The 20,386-nt window shown below is 65.5% G+C and carries 21 protein-coding genes; 12 read left to right on the plus strand and 9 right to left on the minus strand.

The features are described from left to right. The first annotated feature begins 7 nt into the window (after nucleotides 1-7). Nucleotides 8-982, plus strand: a complete 975-nt coding sequence (locus ACDH77_RS14120; protein WP_031423584.1) for an FAD:protein FMN transferase — start codon at nucleotides 8-10, stop codon at nucleotides 980-982. Beyond that, nucleotides 979-2,799, plus strand: coding sequence for a flavodoxin domain-containing protein (locus ACDH77_RS14125; protein WP_372353509.1), 1,821 nt, complete (start codon nucleotides 979-981; stop codon nucleotides 2,797-2,799). The genes ACDH77_RS14120 and ACDH77_RS14125 overlap by 4 nt, the downstream gene beginning before the upstream one ends. Before the next feature lie 170 nt (nucleotides 2,800-2,969). Here ACDH77_RS14125 and xopAW read toward each other — a convergent pair whose 3' ends face one another. From xopAW to ACDH77_RS14140, 3 genes are all read right to left on the minus strand, one after another. Then, complete coding sequence (xopAW, locus tag ACDH77_RS14130; RefSeq protein ID WP_008572619.1) at nucleotides 2,970-3,635, minus strand: EF-hand domain-containing protein; 666 nt, start codon at nucleotides 3,633-3,635, stop codon at nucleotides 2,970-2,972. Between the two features lie 153 nt (nucleotides 3,636-3,788). After that, nucleotides 3,789-4,652: a HutD family protein gene (locus ACDH77_RS14135; protein WP_372353510.1), complete on the minus strand. Its 864-nt coding sequence runs from the start codon at nucleotides 4,650-4,652 to the stop codon at nucleotides 3,789-3,791. A gap of 426 nt (nucleotides 4,653-5,078) precedes the next feature. Then, nucleotides 5,079-5,453, minus strand: coding sequence for a ComEA family DNA-binding protein (locus ACDH77_RS14140; protein ID WP_008572623.1), 375 nt, complete (start codon nucleotides 5,451-5,453; stop codon nucleotides 5,079-5,081). Nucleotides 5,454-5,610: 157 nt separating this feature from the next. Here ACDH77_RS14140 and ACDH77_RS14145 point away from each other — a divergent pair, with 157 nt between their 5' ends. The 4 genes from ACDH77_RS14145 to murU all read left to right on the plus strand — a co-directional run bounded on the left by ACDH77_RS14145 (nucleotide 5,611) and on the right by murU (nucleotide 9,671). Next, entirely contained in the window at nucleotides 5,611-7,104 is a 1,494-nt protein-coding gene (locus tag ACDH77_RS14145; protein WP_008572625.1) for a M20 family metallopeptidase, read from the plus strand. A gap of 507 nt (nucleotides 7,105-7,611) precedes the next feature. Further along, complete coding sequence (locus ACDH77_RS14150; protein WP_005913344.1) at nucleotides 7,612-7,884, plus strand: GlsB/YeaQ/YmgE family stress response membrane protein; 273 nt, start codon at nucleotides 7,612-7,614, stop codon at nucleotides 7,882-7,884. 57 nt (nucleotides 7,885-7,941) lie between these two features. Then, entirely contained in the window at nucleotides 7,942-8,961 is a 1,020-nt protein-coding gene (locus ACDH77_RS14155) for an aminoglycoside phosphotransferase family protein (protein WP_031423592.1), read from the plus strand. Next, on the plus strand, nucleotides 8,958-9,671 hold the full coding sequence (gene murU, locus ACDH77_RS14160; protein WP_031423594.1) for an N-acetylmuramate alpha-1-phosphate uridylyltransferase MurU: 714 nt from the start codon (nucleotides 8,958-8,960) through the stop codon (nucleotides 9,669-9,671). The genes ACDH77_RS14155 and murU overlap by 4 nt, the downstream gene beginning before the upstream one ends. 91 nt (nucleotides 9,672-9,762) lie before the next feature. Here the strand turns inward: murU and hda are convergent, their stop codons facing one another. From hda to ACDH77_RS14175, 3 genes are read right to left on the minus strand one after another with little or no spacing between them, the layout of a single operon-like run. Continuing rightward, on the minus strand, nucleotides 9,763-10,470 hold the full coding sequence (gene hda / locus ACDH77_RS14165) for a DnaA regulatory inactivator Hda (RefSeq protein WP_005913349.1): 708 nt from the start codon (nucleotides 10,468-10,470) through the stop codon (nucleotides 9,763-9,765). Continuing rightward, the gene (locus ACDH77_RS14170) at nucleotides 10,467-11,633 is read right to left on the minus strand and encodes an AI-2E family transporter (RefSeq protein WP_014090688.1); all 1,167 of its coding nucleotides are present in this window, start codon (nucleotides 11,631-11,633) and stop codon (nucleotides 10,467-10,469) included. The genes hda and ACDH77_RS14170 overlap by 4 nt, the downstream gene beginning before the upstream one ends. Then, nucleotides 11,630-12,742, minus strand: a complete 1,113-nt coding sequence (locus ACDH77_RS14175; RefSeq protein ID WP_031423596.1) for a DUF2066 domain-containing protein — start codon at nucleotides 12,740-12,742, stop codon at nucleotides 11,630-11,632. Before ACDH77_RS14175 ends, ACDH77_RS14170 begins: the two co-directional genes overlap by 4 nt. A gap of 22 nt (nucleotides 12,743-12,764) precedes the next feature. Here ACDH77_RS14175 and purM point away from each other — a divergent pair, with 22 nt between their 5' ends. The 5 genes from purM to ACDH77_RS14200 all read left to right on the plus strand — a co-directional run bounded on the left by purM (nucleotide 12,765) and on the right by ACDH77_RS14200 (nucleotide 16,660). Then, entirely contained in the window at nucleotides 12,765-13,898 is a 1,134-nt protein-coding gene (gene purM / locus ACDH77_RS14180; protein ID WP_031423598.1) for a phosphoribosylformylglycinamidine cyclo-ligase, read from the plus strand. A gap of 12 nt (nucleotides 13,899-13,910) precedes the next feature. Then, nucleotides 13,911-14,387: a hypothetical protein gene (locus tag ACDH77_RS14185; RefSeq protein WP_372353511.1), complete on the plus strand. Its 477-nt coding sequence runs from the start codon at nucleotides 13,911-13,913 to the stop codon at nucleotides 14,385-14,387. Nucleotides 14,388-14,410: 23 nt separating this feature from the next. Next, entirely contained in the window at nucleotides 14,411-15,079 is a 669-nt protein-coding gene (gene purN / locus ACDH77_RS14190) for a phosphoribosylglycinamide formyltransferase (RefSeq protein ID WP_031423600.1), read from the plus strand. A gap of 66 nt (nucleotides 15,080-15,145) precedes the next feature. Continuing rightward, on the plus strand, nucleotides 15,146-15,973 hold the full coding sequence (locus tag ACDH77_RS14195; RefSeq protein WP_008572646.1) for a DUF3108 domain-containing protein: 828 nt from the start codon (nucleotides 15,146-15,148) through the stop codon (nucleotides 15,971-15,973). A 3-nt stretch (nucleotides 15,974-15,976) separates the two neighbouring features. Then, a complete protein-coding gene (locus ACDH77_RS14200; protein ID WP_008572650.1) occupies nucleotides 15,977-16,660 on the plus strand; it encodes a DUF3108 domain-containing protein in 684 nt (227 codons plus the stop codon). Between the two features lie 563 nt (nucleotides 16,661-17,223). Here the strand turns inward: ACDH77_RS14200 and ACDH77_RS14205 are convergent. The 3 genes from ACDH77_RS14205 to ACDH77_RS14215 all read right to left on the minus strand — a co-directional run bounded on the left by ACDH77_RS14205 (nucleotide 17,224) and on the right by ACDH77_RS14215 (nucleotide 19,287). Next, nucleotides 17,224-17,547 carry a hypothetical protein gene (locus tag ACDH77_RS14205; RefSeq protein WP_031423605.1) on the minus strand — a complete coding sequence of 108 codons (324 nt, stop codon included), beginning with the start codon at nucleotides 17,545-17,547 and terminating at the stop codon, nucleotides 17,224-17,226. Further along, a complete protein-coding gene (gene murA, locus ACDH77_RS14210; protein ID WP_031423607.1) occupies nucleotides 17,544-18,818 on the minus strand; it encodes a UDP-N-acetylglucosamine 1-carboxyvinyltransferase in 1,275 nt (424 codons plus the stop codon). Before murA ends, ACDH77_RS14205 begins: the two co-directional genes overlap by 4 nt. Before the next feature lie 241 nt (nucleotides 18,819-19,059). After that, entirely contained in the window at nucleotides 19,060-19,287 is a 228-nt protein-coding gene (locus ACDH77_RS14215; protein ID WP_014090695.1) for a BolA family protein, read from the minus strand. A gap of 53 nt (nucleotides 19,288-19,340) precedes the next feature. Here ACDH77_RS14215 and ACDH77_RS14220 point away from each other — a divergent pair, with 53 nt between their 5' ends. Further along, nucleotides 19,341-20,342, plus strand: a complete 1,002-nt coding sequence (locus tag ACDH77_RS14220) for a KpsF/GutQ family sugar-phosphate isomerase (RefSeq protein WP_008572656.1) — start codon at nucleotides 19,341-19,343, stop codon at nucleotides 20,340-20,342. The last annotated feature ends 44 nt before the right edge of the window (nucleotides 20,343-20,386 follow it).

The raw sequence follows: 20,386 nt of genomic DNA on the forward strand, positions 1-20,386 counted from the left end.
CCCGTCCATGCCCGCATCGTCTTCCGCCGACCACGCCATTGCCACGCTCGGCGGCCGCAGCATGGGCACCACCTGGAGCGTGAAGCTGGTGGCGCCGCGCGGACGCGATCTGCACCCCTTGCATGCGTGCATCCAGGCCGCGCTGGATCGCGTGGTCGCGCAGATGAGTACCTGGGAGGTCGATTCGGATATCAGCCGTTACAACCGCGCACCGGCGGGCAGCTGGCATCACCTGCCCGACGAATTCCACGCAGTGCTGAGCGCAGCATTGAAGATCGCACAGGCCAGCGAGGGTGCCTTCGACCCCACCGTCGGTCCGATGGTCGAGCTATGGGGCTTCGGCGCCGCCGGCGCGCGCCGGCGTGTGCCGGAAGCGCAGGCGATCGCATTGGCGAGCCTGCGTTGCGGCTGGCAACGCCTGCAGCTGGATGGCAAGCGTGTGCTGCAGCCAGGCGCAGTGGCACTGGATCTGTCCGGCATCGCCAAGGGCTTCGGTGTGGACTGTGTGCATCGCGCATTGCTGCAGTCGGGTATCGACAGTGCATTGATCGAGGTCGGCGGCGAATTGTTCGGCTACGGACGCAAGCCCGATACCAGCGTGTGGCGCGTGCTGGTCGAATCCGCCCCCGACGAAGACGCCGGCAGCGCACTACCACCACGCGTGCTGGCGCTGGACGGCCTGGCGGTCGCCACCTCCGGCGATCGCTGGCACCGCTTCGATGCCGACGGCACACGCTATACGCACACCTTCGATCCACGCACCGGCGCGCCCGTTCCGCATGCCCCTGCGGCGGTCACCGTACTCGCGCCCGATGCGATGCAGGCCGATGCCTGGGCCACCGCGATGACCGTGCTTGGCGTCGATGCCGGTCTTGCCCATGCACGCAAGGCGGAACTGGCCGTGCGATTCCTGGCACGCAAGGACGGCATCCTGCTCGAATCCATGAGCCCGGCATTCGAACGCCACCTGCCCGCGTCATGAGCAGCGCCACCTCACGCGTGTGGCTGGGCAACGGGCTGGTTCTGCTGGCGCTTGCGGTCATCGTCGGCTGGCTGGCCGGCCTGCATGAGGGCGCATGGTGGAGCCCACCCACGCCGCATCGTTGGCAACTGGCCACACTCGGCCTGGCGCTGTATCTCGGCCTGTGTGCGGTCGTGCTGCTGCGTGCCCGCAAGCGCGTCCGCGCACAACGCGCAGACGCCAGCGGCGTGTTGATCGTCTGGGCAAGCCAGACCGGATTTGCGCGTGAGCTGGCGCAACGCAGCGTTGCCGCGCTGCAATCGGCTGGCGTCGGCGCGCATGCGCTGCCGATCGAAGCCGTCGATAGCGATCAACTCGCACGCGTGCCGCGGCTGCTGTGCATCGTCAGCACCACCGGCGAAGGCGATGCGCCCGACCATGCGCAGGCCGCCGAGCGCGCCTGGCGTGCCGACCACGCGCAGGATCTGACGGCGGTGCAGTACGCAGTGCTGGCGCTTGGCGACCGTGGTTACGCGCACTACTGCGCGTTCGGCCGACGCCTCGACGATCGCCTGCAGGCGCGCGGCGCCACTCGCCTGTTCGAACGCATCGAGGTCGATAACGCTGACCCGAACGCCCTGCAGCACTGGCAACGCCGTCTGGCGGAACTGGCGCCCGCAATGGCAACGCAACCCGACTGGAGCCTGCCCACCTACACCACCTGGAAGCTACGCGAACGTGTCCACGTCAATCCCGGCAGTGCGGGTGCGCCGATTTACCGACTGCGCCTGACGCCATGCGATGGCGCGTTGCCGCAGTGGAGCGCAGGCGATATCGCGGAGATCGCACCGCGTCACACCCCGGATGCGGTCGAGTCCTGGCTGCGGCGTAACCACTACGATGGCGCGCAGCAGATCGACGGCCGCCCCCTGCGCGACTGGCTCGGCGGCGCGCAACTTCCCGTCGATACCGATGCCGCTCTCGGTACCGATGTGGATGCCGGTGCCAGCCTCAGAGCTAGTGCTAGTGCTAGTGCTAGTGCTAGTGCTATGGCTGGCGCCGATGCCGATGCCGATGCCGATGCCGATGCCGATGCCGATGCCGATGCCGATGCCGAAGTCAGAATCGACCCAACTACGGGCACAGGTAAAGGCACTGATACAGCTACGGGAACAGCAACAGGCACAACTTCACCACTGGACGCAGATGCGTTGGTGCGCAGTTTGGTCACCCTGCCCCATCGCGACTATTCGCTTGCCTCCATCCCCGAGGAAGGCCATGCCGAACTGCTGGTGCGCGAGCATCGGCACGCCGACGGCAGCCTGGGGCTGGGTAGCGGCTGGCTCTGCGTCCATGCACAGATAGGCGCGCCCATCGCGCTGCGCTTGCGCAGCAACCCCGGCTTCCACCCGCCCGCACCCGACCAGCCGATGCTGCTGATCGGCAACGGCACCGGCATCGCCGGTCTGCGCGCGCATCTACGTGCACGCATCGCAGCCGGCGCGCGGCGCAACTGGCTGCTGTTCGGCGAACGCAATGCCGCGCACGACGCGCTGTATGCCGACGAGTTGCAGCAGTGGCACCAGGACGGCTGGATCGAACGCCTGGAGCTTGTCTACTCGCGCGATCAACCGCAGCCACCGCATTACGTCCAACACGCACTTGCCGCAGCCGCCGACCGCCTGCGTCATTGGATCGATCAAGATGCCTGTATCTACGTCTGCGGCAGCCTGCGCGGCATGGCACCCGAACTCGACCGCACGTTGGATTGCATCCTCGGAGCCGATGTCAGCCAGGAACTGCTGGGCAGCGGGCGCTATCGCCGCGACGTGTACTGAACCACCGCACGCGGCACCGCCAAAAGCGCTCAACAAAGCGATTACGCAGATACCCGCAGCGCGTCTGCTGCTGAAATCCGCAACATCCCTGCTTGCGGTGGCTGCGCGCTAGACGCGCCGGCTGATCCAGGACCGCGCTCCGGCTTCCCCATTCTCTCTCGATCACCGCATTACGCTGCCAGATCGACCAGATTGCTCGTTGTCGCGCTGCCGCCAATGCTGCGGTACTGCCCCACGGCCATCTGCATCAACGCTGCATAGGCCTGCTGTGTGCCGTCGCTGCTGGATGCATCGGCCGATGACGGCGGTCGCGGCGGCGGATCGCGTGGCTGCATCGCTTCCTGCAGTTCCTGCAGACTCAGCGCCCCGCTCTTGTCGCTGTCGAGCAGGTCCAGCAGCTGCGTGCTCGACGCACTGTCGCCATTGACCAGCGTGCTCAATTCACCGCTGCTGACACTGTCGTCGCCATCGCTGTCCAGGCCGGCAAACAACGACTGCACATCCTGTCCTTGCTCACCCGGCGGTGGCGGAGGCGGCGGCAAGGCCTGCGCCAGTTCGCTCTCGCTGACGGTGCCGCCACCATCCTGATCGAGCATGCTCAGCAGCCCGTCGATGTCGATCTTGCTGTCGTCATTGCTATTGGACGACAGCGCGGTCGACAGCTCGGACGCGGTCAGGCTGCCATCGCTGTCACTATCGATGGATTTGAACAACTGCGTCAGCGGATTGGTTTTTTCCGCCTGTGCGGCGGATGCGGCGTTGCCGGTGGTCGCACTGCGGCTTGCATAGGACGTGTAGGCGGCGTAGCCGGCTCCGACCGAGCTGATGGTACTCATTGGTTTCCCCCTGGAATTGCCGGAACCACTCCCGGCGCCTGCACTGTTCCCTAGCCAGGTGGCACAGCGATGCCGTCGCTTGTCTGCGTTGACACGAATGCATCCGGGCGCGTGCCAAGAGCGCGCCCTGCTCGCAGATACGTGAAGAAGGCCCTAGACCGGGCTTACCCGGATCGCCAACAGTTCGCCGCCACCGTCGAGTACGTAACGGGTGCGCGTCGCTGCACTCAACCACGCGGTATCGCCAGCCGCCAACGGCGGCAAACCGCTGTCGCGCCCGAAACTGGCCTGGCCGGCAAGCAGATGAATCGCCCAGGCGCTACCTGGGTCGGCAAAGAACAACATGGTGCCGACCAGAGGACGATGCAGCAGCTCGGTCTGCAGCACATCGCGCCGCCACATCAGGTTGAAATCCTGGGTAGGTCCGTCCAGCAGCACTGCCTCAACCGCCTCTTCGCCGGCAAATCGCACGCGTTGATAGGGCGGTACTAAGTCCACCCATCGCCTGCTGCCCGAAGCGTTTGCAGCAAGGCGCTCACCAGCGCTCAAAGATCCATCGACAGCAGCATGCTCGCCAACACTCTCTGCGCCACTCGCGTCTAAACCAACACCCTTCCAGGCACCCGCAGCGGTTTCGGTTTCGGTTTCGGTTTCGGTTTCGGCTCCGGCATTCTCGGCGCTGACGGTCACACGAGCGCTGGCAATCTCACTAGCACCGGTATGGATATGGGTTTCGGCTTTGGGTTTGGCTTTGGTTGCGGCTTGGACATCAGTATCGCCACCGCCGAACGTCAAACGCATGCCATGACCCCGAAGCAGCACCAACTCACGATCGATGCCCGGGAATGCCGAGAACGCGGCATCCTGCTCGATTTCGGCAATCGACAGCCGCAATGCCCATTGCGCTGTATCGCCCACACGCAGGATCTCCCGCGTCCAACCCAACTGATTGCGCCACCGCTCACGGCGGTACTCATTGGCCGGAATCACCCGGCTGCTCAGGTCTGTCAGCTGCATCGGCGCATTGTGCCTCAAGCTCACGCCCCGAGATCAGGCTGTATCTTGCCGCTTCGTCTGTCTTTATCGGCAAGACGCATAGCCAGTGACCTGAACATCAAGCGGCGGGCTGACGCCACGACCCATCGCAAGGCGGGCTCTACCAATACTTGGTACGCATGAGTCACTCGAACACTTGGAGGCTTTGAAGCAGTCACTCAGCCTGAAGACTGCCCACCATGTTTTGCTGTCCACTTCATCACACCTTGGCGATGCGCGATCCCAAGATCTTCACAGGCCAAAACGAAAAACGCCCGGCTGCACATCCAAGTGCAACACCGGGCGATTCCACGTCCTTGTCGGCTTCCAGCCATCCCCCAGACATCCTGTCCAGTTAGGTTGCGGCCACGCATCCTCGCGTCGAACCGTATCTCGGATCCCTTCCCCTTAACGCCGTCCCACCGGTTTCACCGCCGCCCCCTTGGCAGCCTTCTTGGCTGGAGCCATCGTGGCTCCAACTTCGATCAGGTCGCGATTCCGTTCGACCGTCTTGAGTCCGATGCCCTTGACCAGTGCCAGTTCCTCGGCACTTTTGAAGGGACCGTTTGCCTGACGGTGCTCGACGATTGCCTCGGCTTTTGATCGCCCGACATTCATCAGCACCTTGTCCAATTCCTCAGCAGACGCGGTGTTGATATCGACCTTGTCGAGCGCATACGCATTCGAGGACAACAACAACGCCAGTAGCAGGGACTTCAGGACTACGGTAAATGACTTCATTGCAACGCTCCTTGTGGCTTGGGTGATGGTCCTAGCCAGCATTCCTGCCGGCGGAGCCAGTGTCCCGCGCCACATGCAGCAATCCTATCGCCAACGAACTTTTCACACAGCCGGTGAACTGCGCGCCGCCTTGTAGGGAAATACCTACCCCCCGAGGCGGGCGTAGAATGTGCGGCTACGTCACGCATTCGGAGCCTCCATGGACAGCGCCAAGATCGACCAATTCCTCAGCGACACCTGGGACCGCGAGATCGTCCCGCAGCTGGTCGATTACATCCGTATTCCCAACAAGTCGCCGATGTTCGATGCCGATTGGGTGGCCCACGGCTACATGGAGCAGGCGGTCGTGTTGATGGAGACCTGGGCGCGTGCGCAGGCCATCGACGGCATGCAAGTCGAGGTGGTGCGCCTGGAAGGCCGCACACCATTGATCTTCATCGAGATTCCGGCCACCGGCCCCGAATCGGGCGAGGACACCGTGCTGCTGTACGGTCATCTGGATAAGCAGCCGGAGATGACCGGCTGGGACCCGGACCTGGGCCCCTGGGAGCCGGTGTTGCGCGACGACAAGTTGTACGGGCGTGGTGGCGCCGACGACGGCTATGCCATCTTCGGGTCGCTGGCCGCGATTCTGGCACTGCGCAACCAGGGCCTGCCGCATGCGCGCTGCGTGGTGTTGATCGAGGCCTGCGAGGAATCGGGCAGCTACGATCTGCCGGCCTATGTGGACCATCTGGCCGAGCGCATCGGCAAGCCGTCGCTGGTGGTGTGCCTGGACTCGGGCTGCGGCAATTACGAACAGCTGTGGTGCACGACTTCGTTGCGCGGGCTGACCGGCGGCAACCTGATGGTCAAGGTGCTGGAAGAAGGCGTGCACTCGGGCGATGCGTCGGGCGTGGTGCCGTCCAGCTTCCGCCTGCTGCGCCAGCTTCTGTCCCGCATCGAAGACGAAACCACCGGCCGCATCCTGCTCGATGGCCTGCATGTGGAGGTGCCCGCCGAGCGGCTGACCCAAGCGAAGGCCGCCGCTGCCACATTGGATACCGCGATTTTCGACAAGTTCCCGATGGTCGATGGCTTGGTGCCGATGCACGAGGACCTCACCGAATTGGTGTTGAACCGCACCTGGCGCCCGGCCCTGTCGATTACCGGTGTGGATGGCATGCCGCCGCTGGCGTCGGCCGGCAACGTGCTGCGTCCGCAGACCGCGGTGAAACTGTCGCTGCGACTGCCGCCAACGGCTGACGGCAAGGCCTGCGGCGAGTTGCTCAAGGCCGCACTACTGCGCGACCCGCCCAATGGCGCGCAGGTGACGCTCGAGCTGGAAAAGGCCTCGTCCGGCTGGAATGCACCGGCGATGGCACCATGGCTGGAGAAGGCGATCGACGACGCCAGCCAGGCTTTTTTCGACAAGCCGGCGATGTACATGGGCGAAGGCGGCTCGATCCCGTTCATGGGCATGCTTGGCGAGAAGTTTCCCGGCGCGCAGTTCATGATCACCGGCGTGCTCGGCCCGCATTCCAATGCGCATGGCCCCAACGAGTTCCTGCACATCCCGATGGGCAAGCGCGTGACTGCCTGCGTCTCGCAGGTGATTGCCGACCATCACGCCGCCTGCCTGCGCGGCGAAACCAGCGGCTCGCCGGTGGCGGCCGATAGCGGCACCCGTCATGGTGGGCATGGTTGCTGTTGAGTTGTGGCTTCATCGATGCGTGCGGTTGGCGCGCATCGATTTCATGAAAGGTGGGGCTGCGCTTTAAGTGGGGATGAGCGGGTGCGCCGTGGTCGTCGGGCTGACCCGCTTTGGCGCTCAGGCTTGCTGGCGCAACCTGGCCGCCGGGCTCCACGTACTGCCTGGACCGCATCCTTACCCGATTCCCTCTGCCGCTGGCAGAGGGGAGATCGGTTGCTCTTCTTCGGGACGTGCCTGGCGCGCATTGCCCAGCGCAGAACTGGCGTTCTTTGCACACCCAAGTCGGCAAGGGTTCCCGCAGGGGTTTGTTTATCGAAAGACGGCTTCTTTCTGAAGGAAGACAACTTCCCGGGAGTCACTGCCCGAACCATGAGCGCTTGGTAGCAGGAGCCGATGACCATGTCATGCTGAAGGCAGTGCATCGGCCCGCGCGCTCCAATGCTCGCTGCGTGAGGCAGCGACATCCGAAATGCTAGTCTGCCGATCCCGTCCACCTTCGGTGCTGCGATGAATCATCTGTTTGGTAGCGACAGCTGGCTCTACATTCTGCTGGTCGGTTTTGTGGTTGGGCTGCTGGCGCGTTTCATTACGCCGGGTACCCAACGTCTGGGCTGCCTGCTGACGATCGTGCTGGGCATTGCCGGTGCCGTGGTCGCCAGCTGGTTTGGCCGCTACATGGGGTGGTACCGCGCGGGCGAGCCGGCCGGTTTCCTTGGCGCGCTGCTCGGCGCGATTGCCATCCTGGCGTTGTTGCGGTTGTTCAGTGGCAGCAAGCGCTGAGCGTTTCAACGCGTCTCTTCCGCGTCTATCCATCACTCCACTACGCCTTCTCTCTTCATGACGTCACTTCATCCGGATCCTGCGCGCGACGCGCTTCGCCTGCATTGGGCACAACAAGCGCTCGACGATCCACACGCTTCGCTGCAGCGCGCATCGGTCGATGCGGGGTTTCGCAGCTACTGGCGCACGCGCGGGCGTGGCGTGGATCGCATCTTGATGGATGCGCCGCCACAGCTGGAAAACGTGGCGCCCTGGCTGCGCATGCATGCACTTCTGGGCGCCCATGGGGTACGCGTGCCTCAGGTGCTTGCGCAGGATCTGGAAACGGGCTTTTTACTGCTAGAGGATCTGGGCGTTCCGACGCTGGCACAGGTGCTCACCGACGCCAACGCCGACGACTTGCTGGATGGCGCGATTGCCCAGCTGCTGCTGCTGCAAAGAATTCCCCCACCTGCCGATAGTGGCGTGTTTGGCGAGGCGCTGCTCCAACGCGATGCCGGCTTGTTCGAAGAGTGGTTTTTAGGCCGCCACCTGGGCGTGCAGCTGGACTGCGCCCATGCCGAGCAGTTGCAATTGGTGCAGCGCCGTCTGATGGACAACGCGCTGGCCCAGCCGCGCGTGTTCACCCACCGCGATTTCATGCCGCGCAATCTGATGCCGGTGCCCGATGGCCCGGCGGTGCTGGACTTCCAGGATTGCGTGATCGGCCCGATTGCCTACGACCCGATCAGCCTGTTCAAGGACACTTCGGTGAGCTGGCCGATCGCTCGCGTAGACAGCTGGCTGCAGCACTATCACGCACGTGCCGCAGCGGCTGGATTACCGGTACCGCCGTTGGCGCAGTTCCTGCGCGATGCGGACTGGATGGGCGTGCAGCGCCACCTGAAAAACCTGGGGATTTTCTCGCGCCTGAGTCATCGCGATGGCAAGCATTGGTATCTGGACAATGTGCCGCGTTTCATGGCGTATCTGGACGAAGTACTGCCGCGCTACGCCGAGCTTGCGCCGTTAATCGGCCTGCTTGACGCGGTGATCAAGCCCGCGCTGGCTGCGCGTGCCCAGCAGGCCACGGCATGAAGGCGCTGATCTTTGCGGCAGGATTCGGCGAGCGCATGCGCCCGCTGACAGAGCACACGCCCAAGCCACTGCTGTCCGTCGGTGGTGCGCCGTTGATCGTGTGGCATCTGCGCAAGTTGGCGGCGCTGGGCGTGGACGAGGCGGTGATCAATACCTCGTGGCTGGCCGAGCAGTTTCCGCAGCTGTTGGGAGACGGCAGCGCCTACGGTCTACGGCTGACCTATTCCTACGAAGGGACCACGCCACTGGAAACCGGCGGCGGCATGTTGCATGCGCTGCCGCTGTTAGGCGATGCGCCCTTTTTGCTGATCAACGGCGACATCTGGACGGATTTCGATTTTTCCCGTTTGCCGCAGGCACCCGCAGGACTTGCACAGCTGGTACTGGTCGACCGCCCCAGCTACGCAGCGCGCGCCGACTTCGCGCTGGATGCGGATGGCAAGGTGCGCGCAGATCTGCCCGCGACGCTCACCTATTCCGGCATTGGCATGTATCGACCAGCGCTGCTGCGCGATTGGCAATCGGTCATTGGCCAGTTGCCGGAACAGACTGGTACTGCGCCGCGCTTTGCGCTGGCGCCGATCTTGCGCGCAAAGATGGCGGAGGGCCTGATCGATGGCATCCACCACCCCGGACGCTGGACCGATGTCGGCACGCCGCAGCGGCTGGCCGCGCTGCAGGGGGAACTGGCGGGACCGGAGAAAAGCTGACGCGCCAGGGCGTGGGCATTACCTGCCGCCGATCCACCGCAGCGTATCCAACACACGGCACAACTGCAGCGCGATCCGCTTCGCTTCTGCGTTATCCGGGTCCCGGCATCCCCGCTACCACACGCCGCAGAAATGGCACGGTGATGCGGCGTTTTGCGGCCAACGATTCGCGATCCAGACGATCCAGCAAGGCCACCAGCCCCGCCAGTTCGCGCTCGCTGTGGGTCAGCAGCCAGTCGATCGCCGCTTCGTCCAGCGCCAGGCCGCGACGCTGCGCGCGGTCGCGCAGTACTGCCGCGCGTGCCGCATCGTCGAGCACGGGCAACCCGATCCGAATGCATTGCGACAGCCGCGAACGCAGGTCCGGCAACACCAACGCCAGCCCATCGGGCATCTGTCGCGCGGTGTACAACAGCGTGATGCCGGCCGCGCGCGCGCGATTGTGGAAATCGAACAACGCCACTTCGTCGTCGCGTCGGCCGGCGATACTTTCCACGCCATCCAGAGCGACCACGCCGCGGCCTTCCAGCGCTTCGAGCGCATCGCGCAAGCGGCCGGCGGCCGCCTGCAGCGGCAGATACGCGGGAGTGCGCCCGGCCTGCTCGGCGGCGGCGCACAGTGACAGCGCCAGATGCGTCTTGCCGGTGCCGGCGGGGCCGGAGAGATACAACCAATCGCTCACATGCCCCGCAGCCAGCGCCTGCAACTGCGCAAGCAGGCCGTCGGGCGCGGCGATGTAACTGTCGAAACGCTGATCGGGTGGCGCGCGCAACGCCAGCGGCAACTGCGGAACACTCACAACCGGTCCGGGTCCTTGCTGGGGTCGATGATCACGCTGCGCTCGGGCGTGGACTGCAGCACGATGCCGGCGCGCTCGCCCGCATACAGATCGCTGCGCGTGTACTGCTCATGCGCATAGCGCAACAGCACGTTGGCCACTGCCGCGACCGGCAATGCCAGCAACATGCCGAGAAAGCCGAACAACTGGCCGCCGGCCATCACCGCGAAGATCACCGCCACCGGGTGCAGGCCGATCTTGTCGCCGACGATACGCGGCGTGAGCACGTAGCTTTCCAGCAGCTGGCCCACCGTGAACACGACACCCACGCCGACCAGCAATTTCAGATCCAGCCCTTGTGCCTGCACGATGGCTGCCAGTAGCGCCAGCACGATGCCTGTGGTCGCGCCCAGGTACGGAATGAAGCTGATCAAGCCCGCGATGATGCCGATCAACAGGCCCAGGTTGAGCCCGATGATGGACATACCGGTGGCGTAAATCGCACCCAGCGCCAGCATCACCAGGAACTGGCCACGGATGAAGCCACCGAGCACGTCGTTGGATTCCTGTGCCAGGCGACTCACGGTACCAATGTAGGCGCGCGGGATGACGGCAGCCACGCGTTCGACCAGGCGATCCCAGTCGCGCAGGAAGTAGAACGCCAGGATCGGCAGCAGCGCCAGGTTGATCACCCAGGTCACCATCGCAAAGCCCGAGCGCGACACGTAGCCGAAGAGCGTCTTGGCGGCGCCACCGGCCTGTTCCCAATGGCTGCGGATCCAGTCGATCAAGCGCTCCGGATCCAGCCAGGCCATCAGCTGCATGCCGGTCTTGGCTTCCAGCCACGGGATGGCCGTGCCAATCGCCCAGTTGCGCATCTGCGGCAGCGCATCGATCAAGGTCATGATCTGGCGCTCGATCATCGGCACCAGAATCATCAGCGCCAGCACGAACAGCAGCGTCGCCAGCACGAAGACCAGCATCACCGCGACATTCCGCGAGCGTCCGGCACGTTCGATGCGATCCACCAGCGGGTCGCCCAGCCAGGCCAGCAACAGCGCCAGCACGAACGGGGTCAGGATCGGCGCCAGCAGCGAGACCACCCACAACACACCGACAATCACCGCCGCCCACTTGAGGCGACGCAGGAACAGGGCAATTTCGGCTTCGGGAGTCAAAGTCATTTCAGACGGTACTCGGCGTGCTCGTTTTCGAGAATGATCGGGCCTTCGGTCGGTACCGAGACCGAGACCAGCGGGCTGTTGTCGCCGAGCATACGGTTGAGGCCGGAAATACCCGTGAGCAATTCCAGGTCCAATTCCATCCGGTCGCCATTGGCGCTGACCGGGCGGATGCTGCGTACCACCGAGACGCCCTGCAGCGCGGCCGACACGCGCAGGTAGTCGTCGGCGCTGCTGATGCCGGTGATCACCACGCGGTAGACACCGGGCACGCCCGAATCCACCCGCTTGGCGTAGCGCTTGACCAGCGCATCGGCGGCGCCGTCGGCGCCGGCCGCCATGGCGCGGCGTGCATCGCCGTCGCTGCTGGTCCAGCTGGACAGCACATTGCCGTTGTCCACGAAGACCCAATCGGCAGTCCAGCCGGCAGCGTTGCGGTAGAGCTTGCCGATCAACTGCATTGGTGGGCTGTACTTGGCCGAGGCGCGCGACACCGCGGCGGTGTCCTTGCGCCAGATCGCGCCAGCCAGCGCCTGCTCGGCGGCGGCGCCGCTCGGCAGCCCGAGGCGGTAGCCACGTTCGATCGCACGGTCCAGCACGCTGCGCGCGGCATTGGCCTGTGCCACGCCAACCAGGCGTGGGCCGCTGCCGTCGTCGATGGCCAACCACAGCACCGGCTTGGGCCGCGGCAAGGGCCACACCGGCAAGCCCAGCGCGGCGATCAGGCCATCCACATCCGATTGCCGGAAACGTGCCACCAGGGTCGTACGGAAGGTCGGCGCGCCAGTGCGCGAGGTGCCCTGATCCTGGCGGTAGTCGTAGTGCTCGACGTAGTTCGGCGCGTTGCGCAGCGCCTGCGGCACGCCGGGGCGGCTCATCACGGCGCGGTCGCCGGAGACCTTGCCCAGCACGGCGCCGAGCGCACGTGCCAGTGCGCCGGGGCGATCGGATTCGCTCTGGCTGTTGACCGGCACTTCGGCGTCGTAGGCACTTTGCGCCTTGGCAACGTCGCCTTCGGTGCGCAGATCTGCTTGCGCAAAGGCCGGAGCGACGGGCATGGCGACCACGAGGGCGAGAAAGAAAGCGAGACTGCAGCGCATCGACGGTTCCATGACATAAGCGTATCCGGGTGAATTGTTGCCCGAATGGGGCGCTAGCGCCAACGTGGCTGCTAAAATCGCCGCCTTTACCGCCGAGCCACCCCCGCCCGTGACCAGCCAGACGCCTTCCAGCCCCTCGCCCATGACCTACCGCGACGCGGGGGTCGACATCGATGCCGGCAACGCATTGGTCGAACGCATCAAGCCGCTGGTCAAGCGCAGCTTCCGGCCCGAGGTCATGGGCGGCCTGGGTGGCTTCGGCGCGCTGTTCGACCTGTCCGGCAAGTACAAGGAGCCGGTGCTGGTCTCTGGCACCGACGGCGTGGGCACCAAGCTCAAGCTGGCTCAGCAATTGGGACGGCACGACACCATCGGCATCGACCTGGTCGGCATGTGCGTCAACGACGTGCTGGTGCAGGGCGCCGAGCCGCTGTTCTTCCTGGATTACTTCGCCACCGGCAAGCTGGATGTGGACACCGCCGCGGCGGTGGTGGGCGGCATCGCGCGTGGCTGCGAGCTCTCCGGTTGCGCACTGATCGGCGGCGAAACTGCCGAAATGCCCGACATGTACCCGCCGGGCGAATACGACCTGGCCGGTTTCACCGTGGGCGCGGTGGAAAAATCGCAGCTGCTGGATGGCGAGCAGGTGCGCGACGGCGACCTGCTGATCGGCATTGCCTCCTCCGGCCCGCATTCCAACGGCTATTCGCTGATCCGCAAGATCTACGAGCGCGCCGGTGCGCCGGCCGAACACGTGCTGGACGATGGCACCAAGCTGATCGACGCACTGATGGCGCCGACCGCGCTATACGTCAAGCCGGTGCTGGCCCTGCTCAAGGCGCATGGCGAGGCGATCCACGCCATGGCGCATATCACCGGTGGTGGCCTGACCGAAAACATCATCCGCGTGATACCCCAAGGGCTGGGTCTGGACATCGACGCCACTGCCTGGACGCTGCCGCCGGTCTTTGCCTGGCTGCAGCGCGAAGGTGCGGTGGCCGATGCCGAAATGTGGCGCACCTTCAACTGCGGCATCGGCTTCGTGCTGATCGCCTCGCCCGAGCAGGCCGCCACGCTGGAGCAGGCGCTGGATGCGCAGTCGCTGGCGCATTGGCGCATCGGCCAGGTGGTGACGGCGCATGGCGACGAGCGCGTGCGGATCGGCTGAGAGAAGACCTGCATGGACGCGTCCCCGATCGCCAGCCCTGCCACTGCCACTGCCACTGCCACTGCCAGCGCTGAAGATCTGCAGCAGCTCAAGCTGCTGTCGATCTTCCACTACGTGCTGGCCGGCATCACCGGGTTGTTTTCGTTGTTTCCGTTGATCCATCTGTTCATGGGCCTTGCCATCGTGACTGGCCATCTGCCCATGGAGAGCGCCAGCCCAGACGCGCCGCCAATGGACCCACGCTGGTTCGGCTGGTTTTTCGTGGTGTTCGCGGCAGCATTTATCTGCTGCGGCCTGACGCTGGCGGGGTTCATCGCCTATGCCGGCCGTTGCATCGCCCAGCGCAGGCGGCATCTGTTGTGCCTGATCGTGGCCGGCATCTCCTGCTCGTTCATGCCGTTCGGCACCGTCGTCGGTGTGTTTACGCTGGTGGTGCTGCTGCGTCCGCAGGTGAAGGCTCTGTTCGGTGCCGGCAACGCTGCGGTTTGAGACGTTTGTGAGCCTACTCTCCAATGCCCGCACCTGAGGCCCCATTGCGCCTGGCCGTGCTGGCCTCCGGCCGCGGCAGCAACCTGCAGGCCATCCTGGATGCGATCGCCAGCGGACGCCTGCATGCCGAGGTGGTCGGCGTATTTTCCGATCGCCCGCAGGCGCCGGCCTTGCAGAAAGTCGAGCCGGCGCGTCGCTGGAGCGCCAGCCCGCGCGATTTCGCCGACCGCGCCGCCTTCGATGCCGCGCTGGGCGATGCCATCGCCGCCACGCAGCCGGACTGGGTGATCTGCGCCGGCTATATGCGCATCCTGGGTGAGCCGTTGGTGCGCCGTTTCGCCGGGCGCATGCTCAACATCCACCCCTCGCTGCTACCCAAATACCGCGGCCTGCACACGCACGCGCGCGCGCTGGAAGCCGGCGATGCAGAGCATGGCGCCAGCGTGCATCTGGTGGTGCCGGAGCTGGATGCCGGCGCGGTGATCGCGCAGGCACGCGTGCCGGTCCTGCCCGGCGACAGTGCCGAACAACTGGCCACGCGGGTGCTGGCGCGCGAGCACCCGCTGCTCCTGGCCACGCTGGAGCTGCTTGCCAGTGGCCGCGTCGCGGTGCACGGCGACACCGTACTTATCGACGGTCAGTGCCTGTTTACGCCACTGCGACTAGAGTCCGCAAACACCGCACTCGCCTGAATGCGGAAGACATCCCCCTCATCCCGTCTCGGACATCCTTGCGGCCTCCGTGCCCGCCACCAGCGCATGAACGTCATCCCGATCGCCGCCGCGCTGTTAACTGTCGCCTTGCTGACCGAGGCCGGCCCCGGCCGTGCGCAGCAGGCGCCCGCCGCGCCTGTGCCAGCGGCGCCCGTTCCGGTCACAACTCCAGGCGCCGCGCCGACACCGCCCGCAGCCCTGCCCGCCAGCACCTGGACACCGCCGCCACTGGAACCGTTCGTGGCGACCTACCAGGCGTTCTACCGTGGCAAGGAAGCAGGCGATGCCACCATGCAGGTCAGCCACGGCGAGGGTAGCCAGTGGCGCATCGACATGTCGGTGCGTGGCCGCAAGGGCTTCGCCAGCATCCTGGGCCTGAACCTGGAGCAGAGCACGGTGTTCCGCGTGGACGGCGACACATATGTGCCGCTAAGCCAGAGCACGGTGCGCAAGGCAGTGTTCTTCGGCAAGAAGGTCACCGGCGTCTACAACTGGCAGGCCGGCACAGCGCAGTGGAACGGTGATCTGAAGGAAGATCGCCAGCAGCCGATCCCCTTGCAGCACGGCGACCAAAGCGCGTTGTCGCTGAACCTGTCGCTGATGCGCGACGCGCAACCCGGGCGCAACCTCAGCTATCGCTATGTCGACGTAGGCAAGGTGCGCAAATACGACTACCGCGCAGCCGACGCCACCGAGGTGGTGCAGGTGGGCGATCTGAGCTACGACGCGTTGCGCGTGTACCGCGTCAACGGTGGCGACAACGAAACCATCCTCTGGATCGCCAACGGGGTCCCCACCCCGGTGCGCATCCTCCAACGTGACAAAGGTGAGGATCAGGTCGATCTACGCCTGGTCGAATACCAAGGAGCCTGATCGATGAAAACCCTCCCCCGTCCCAGCGCCATCGTTGCCGCCGCCGCATTGGCCTTGGCCAGTCTGCCTGCCTTGGCCATGCAGCCATTCCAGGCCGACTACTCGGCCAACTATATGGGCATGCAAGCCAATGGCACCATGACCCTGGCCGCTGCCGGCGCCAACCAGTGGCGCTATACGCTGACCATCCAGAACCAGCTGGCCAACCTGACCCAGAGCACGGTGTTCGAAGAAGCAAATGGCCAACTGCGCCCGGTCAGCAGCAACGACACCTCATCGATGATGGTCAAGCGCCGTAATGTCACCGCCAACTACGACTGGAAGACCAGTCAGGCGACCTGGGGCGGCGACATCAAGCCGGACCGCCGCGGGCCGGTGAAACTGCAGCCCGGCGACATGGACGCGCTGCTGATCAACCTGGCCATCACCCGCGATCTGGCCGCCGGCAAACCACTGAACTACCGCATGGTGGACGAAGGCCGCATCAAGCCGATGAGCTATAAGGTGGTCGGCAAGGAAACCATCACCGTCAACGGCAAGCAGGAGCAGGCCACCAAGGTCTCGCGCGTGGACGGCGACAAGGAATTGATTGCGTGGGTGGTCAAGGACCTGCCGGTACCGGCGCGCCTGCTGCAGAAGGAAAAGGGCCAGGATGCGCTGGACCTGACCATCAAGTCGCTGCGCTGAGCGTTTGTGCCTGATCGAGCGTGCCCAGGAATGCGCTGCGGTGCGCTACTGGGAGCCACTATTGAGCCGGCAACCCGCCAATAGCCATTCTGAAGCGTGGTGAACCGAATGCGCGGTGCCCTCACCGCTCGCGGGACACGCCGTGAATCCGTCCGTGGAGGCTCGGTGGCGGCATCCATGCCGCCACACGGTCCCGCAAGCGGCGAGGACACCGCACCAGGCAGTTCGCGGGCTGCTCTGTTGAAAGCGAGAGCAGCAACGGCCGGTTGAAGGCACGGTGAGGACACCGCCTCAAACCTCTTGCGTGCGCCTCGATTGAAGAACCAAGACGCCACGCCAGCGCGCTGAGTGTTGTTTGGTTGAGACTGCGCACCCCGACCATCGTGACTGGTCCTTGCCCGCCTACCGTCGCGGGACCTTATGCGGCATGGATGCCGCATAAGAGCCTACACGGACGTACTTGCGGCGTGTCCCGCGATGGTGGGCGGGCGAGGACCCTGCAGCCAAGCCGCAGCTCAGCCGCTCTTCATGCACCGGTCGGAGCCAGGCCGAGCTGCGACCTCTCAGGGCTTACCCGCGGCCTTGCCATCGCCGGTGCTGAACACCGTGCGGCAGTCCACGCGGATCTGCTCGCCGGTGCTGCGCCAATAGAACAGGTCGCAATGGCGCTTGCCTTCGACAGTCTTCTTTACCGCCACCGCGTAGAACGACTGCGCGATCTCTTCGCGGCTGGCAGTGCCGTCGTTGTTCCAGTCCATGTCCTTGAACTCCACGCCCTGGGTGATGGCCATGCCCACGCTCCAGGCATAGGCCAGCCACGCCAGGATCAGCACGATCACGCCGAGCAGGATCTTGCGCCGGGTGGTGAAACGGCCGCGCAGGATCATGCGGTGCGCTGGATGGTCGCGCCCAGCGCCCCCAGCTTCTCCTCGATGTTTTCGTAGCCACGGTCCAGGTGGTAGATGCGATCGATGGTGGTGTCGCCATCGGCGACCAGGCCTGCCAGGATCAGCGACGCCGATGCGCGCAGGTCGGTCGCCATCACTGGCGCGCCGCTCAGGCGTTCGGAACCGCGCACGATGGCAGTGTGGCCTTCGACCTGGATATCCGCGCCCAGGCGCAGCAGCTCGTTGACGTGCATGAAGCGGTTTTCGAAGATGGTTTCGTTGATCACGCCCACCCCATCGGCCACGCAGTTGAGCGCCATGAATTGCGCCTGCATGTCGGTGGGAAACGCCGGGTACGGCGCAGTGGTCAGGCTGACTGCGCGCGGACGCTTGCCCTGCATGTCCAGCGTGATGCTGTCGGCGGTGGTGGTGATGGTGGCGCCGGCCTCGGTCAGCTTGTCCAGCACTGCATCCAGCGTTTCCGGGCGCGCGCGGCGCACGGTGACGCTGCCGCCGGTCATCGCCGCGGCGACCAGGAAGGTGCCGGTTTCGATGCGGTCCGGCAGCACCGCATGGTGCCCGCCGCCCAGCCGCTCGACGCCCTGCACCACGATGCGTGGAGTGCCGGCGCCTTCGATCTGCGCACCGAGTGCGATCAGACAGTCGGCCAGGTCGGTGACTTCCGGCTCCATCGCCGCGTTTTCCAGCACCGTGGTGCCCTCGGCGAGCACCGCGGCCATCAGCACGTTCTCGGTGCCGGTGACGCTGACCATATCGAACACATAGCGGCCGCCCTTCAGGCGCCCGTGGCTGGTGGCCTTGATGTAGCCATTTTCCACGCTGATGTCGGCACCCAGTGCCTGCAGGCCCTTGATGTGCTGGTCCACCGGGCGCGAACCGATCGCGCAACCGCCGGGCAGCGACACTTCGGCAGTGCCGTAGCGCGCCAGCAGCGGGCCCAACACCAGAATCGAGGCACGCATGGTCTTGACCAGCTCGTACGGCGCAACCTGATGGGTGACCGAGCGCGGGTCGACCAGGATCGAACGGCCCTTGGCCAGCGTGCCTTCGTCGATGGTGACCTCCGCGCCAAGCTCGCTGAGCAGCTTCACCGTGGTGATCACGTCGTGCAGGTGCGGCACGTTGCTGATTTCCACCGGCGCGTCGGCCAGCAGGGTCGCGCACAGGATCGGCAGCACTGCGTTCTTGGCGCCGGAAATATTGACTTCGCCATGCAGCGCTTGGCCGCCGGTCACTACGATTTTTGCCATGGGAATCTGAGAAATCCGAAAGTAGAAGGGATGTCGGGAATGAAATAAGGCGCGTATCGATCGTGGCGCACGCGGCGCGCGGTGGAACCGGGGGATCGAGCCGCGCCGGATATGGCCCGGGACGCGCTGGACGCAATCATTGCGTGGGCGTGGACGACGCCGGCCGAGGCGATGCAGGTGCATCCTGCTTCCCGCCCCCGTGCTGCGCACCGCTCCGGCCCAGCCCGCTCGGCGGCTGCGTTCAGCCTTCTTCGGGCGTCAGCGTCTTCAGCTGCAGCGCGTGGATCGCCCCGCCCATCAGCTCGCCCAGGGTCGCATAGACCATGCGGTGCCGCGCCAGTGGTGGCTTGCCGACGAATGCAGGGCTGACCACGGTGGCCTCGAAGTGCACGCCGTCGTCGCCGTGCACGTCGACGCGGGCTTCGGGCAAGCCGGATTCGATGAGTTTACGGATGGTTTCGGCGTCCAAAGGGCGTTTCCTCATAAAATGAGCGCACATTCTACTCTTCACCCGAGTCCTGCATGGCTGTCTCGCCCCTGCCCTCCGCCACCGTCAGCGACGCCAGCCTGGTCGCCAGCGGCCAGCGCGTGCTGCAGATCGAGCGCGAGGCGCTGGCCAGCGTGGGCGCACGCATCGGCAGCGAGTTCGCCGCGGCCTGCCGGCTGGTGCTGGCCTCGCGCGGACGGGTGGTCGCCACCGGAATGGGCAAGTCCGGCCATGTGGCGCGCAAGATCGCCGCCACCCTCGCCTCGACCGGCACGCCGGCATTCTTCGTGCACCCGGGCGAAGCCGGACACGGCGACCTGGGCATGATCACCGAGGCCGACATCGTGCTGGCGCTGTCGTACTCCGGGGAATCGGACGAGGTGCGCATGCTGCTGCCGGTGCTCAAGCGCCAGGGCAACCCGATCATCGCCATGACCGGCCGCACCGGTTCCACCCTGGCCCAGGCCGCCGACGTGCACCTGGACGTCAGCGTGTCGGCCGAAGCCTGCCCGCTGCATCTGGCCCCCACCTCCAGCACCACCGCCTCGTTGGCGATGGGCGATGCGCTCGCAGTCGCGCTGCTGGATGCGCGCGGCTTCACCGCCGACGACTTCGCGCGCTCGCATCCTGCCGGCAGCCTGGGACGGCGCCTGCTGCTGCACATCACCGATGTGATGCACGCTGGCGAGGACCTGCCGCGTGTGCGCGAAGACGCCAGCCTGAGCGAGGCGTTGATGGAAATGAGCCGCAAGCGGCTGGGCATGACTGCCGTGGTGGACGCCGACGACCGTCTGATCGGCCTGTTCACCGACGGCGACCTGCGCCGCGCGCTGGACAGCGACATCGACGTGCGCAGCGCCGGCATCGCGCAGGTGATGACGCGCAACCCGCGCACCATCGGCGCCGACCAGCTGGCCGCCGAGGCCGCGCGGCTGATGGAGGACTACAAGATCAACGGCCTGATCGTGGTCGATGCGCAGCACCGCGCGGTGGGCGCATTGAACATTCACGACCTGTTGCGCGCCAAGGTGGTTTAACAGGTTCAGTTTTCAACCGCCGGACCCCGTTCTCACCGATTCGT

The organism is Xanthomonas axonopodis pv. maculifoliigardeniae, from assembly GCF_041519315.1.
GTDB classification, from domain to species: Bacteria; Pseudomonadota; Gammaproteobacteria; order Xanthomonadales; family Xanthomonadaceae; genus Xanthomonas; species Xanthomonas euvesicatoria.

Excerpts from the sequence above, each read along its gene's own strand:
- ACDH77_RS14120 (WP_031423584.1), top strand. The coding sequence starts at position 8 with ATGCCCGCATCGTCTTCCGCCGACCACGCCATTGCCACGCTCGGCGGC.
- ACDH77_RS14125 (WP_372353509.1), top strand. The coding sequence starts at position 979 with ATGAGCAGCGCCACCTCACGCGTGTGGCTGGGCAACGGGCTGGTTCTG.
- xopAW (WP_008572619.1), bottom strand. The coding sequence starts at position 3,635 with ATGAGTACCATCAGCTCGGTCGGAGCCGGCTACGCCGCCTACACGTCC.
- ACDH77_RS14135 (WP_372353510.1), bottom strand. The coding sequence starts at position 4,652 with ATGCAGCTGACAGACCTGAGCAGCCGGGTGATTCCGGCCAATGAGTAC.
- ACDH77_RS14140 (WP_008572623.1), bottom strand. The coding sequence starts at position 5,453 with ATGCTGGCTAGGACCATCACCCAAGCCACAAGGAGCGTTGCAATGAAG.
- ACDH77_RS14145 (WP_008572625.1), top strand. The coding sequence starts at position 5,611 with ATGGACAGCGCCAAGATCGACCAATTCCTCAGCGACACCTGGGACCGC.
- ACDH77_RS14150 (WP_005913344.1), top strand. The coding sequence starts at position 7,612 with ATGAATCATCTGTTTGGTAGCGACAGCTGGCTCTACATTCTGCTGGTC.
- ACDH77_RS14155 (WP_031423592.1), top strand. The coding sequence starts at position 7,942 with ATGACGTCACTTCATCCGGATCCTGCGCGCGACGCGCTTCGCCTGCAT.
- murU (WP_031423594.1), top strand. The coding sequence starts at position 8,958 with ATGAAGGCGCTGATCTTTGCGGCAGGATTCGGCGAGCGCATGCGCCCG.
- ACDH77_RS14170 (WP_014090688.1), bottom strand. The coding sequence starts at position 11,633 with ATGACTTTGACTCCCGAAGCCGAAATTGCCCTGTTCCTGCGTCGCCTC.
- ACDH77_RS14175 (WP_031423596.1), bottom strand. The coding sequence starts at position 12,742 with ATGGAACCGTCGATGCGCTGCAGTCTCGCTTTCTTTCTCGCCCTCGTG.
- ACDH77_RS14185 (WP_372353511.1), top strand. The coding sequence starts at position 13,911 with ATGGACGCGTCCCCGATCGCCAGCCCTGCCACTGCCACTGCCACTGCC.
- purN (WP_031423600.1), top strand. The coding sequence starts at position 14,411 with ATGCCCGCACCTGAGGCCCCATTGCGCCTGGCCGTGCTGGCCTCCGGC.
- ACDH77_RS14195 (WP_008572646.1), top strand. The coding sequence starts at position 15,146 with ATGAACGTCATCCCGATCGCCGCCGCGCTGTTAACTGTCGCCTTGCTG.
- ACDH77_RS14200 (WP_008572650.1), top strand. The coding sequence starts at position 15,977 with ATGAAAACCCTCCCCCGTCCCAGCGCCATCGTTGCCGCCGCCGCATTG.
- ACDH77_RS14205 (WP_031423605.1), bottom strand. The coding sequence starts at position 17,547 with ATGATCCTGCGCGGCCGTTTCACCACCCGGCGCAAGATCCTGCTCGGC.
- murA (WP_031423607.1), bottom strand. The coding sequence starts at position 18,818 with ATGGCAAAAATCGTAGTGACCGGCGGCCAAGCGCTGCATGGCGAAGTC.
- ACDH77_RS14220 (WP_008572656.1), top strand. The coding sequence starts at position 19,341 with ATGGCTGTCTCGCCCCTGCCCTCCGCCACCGTCAGCGACGCCAGCCTG.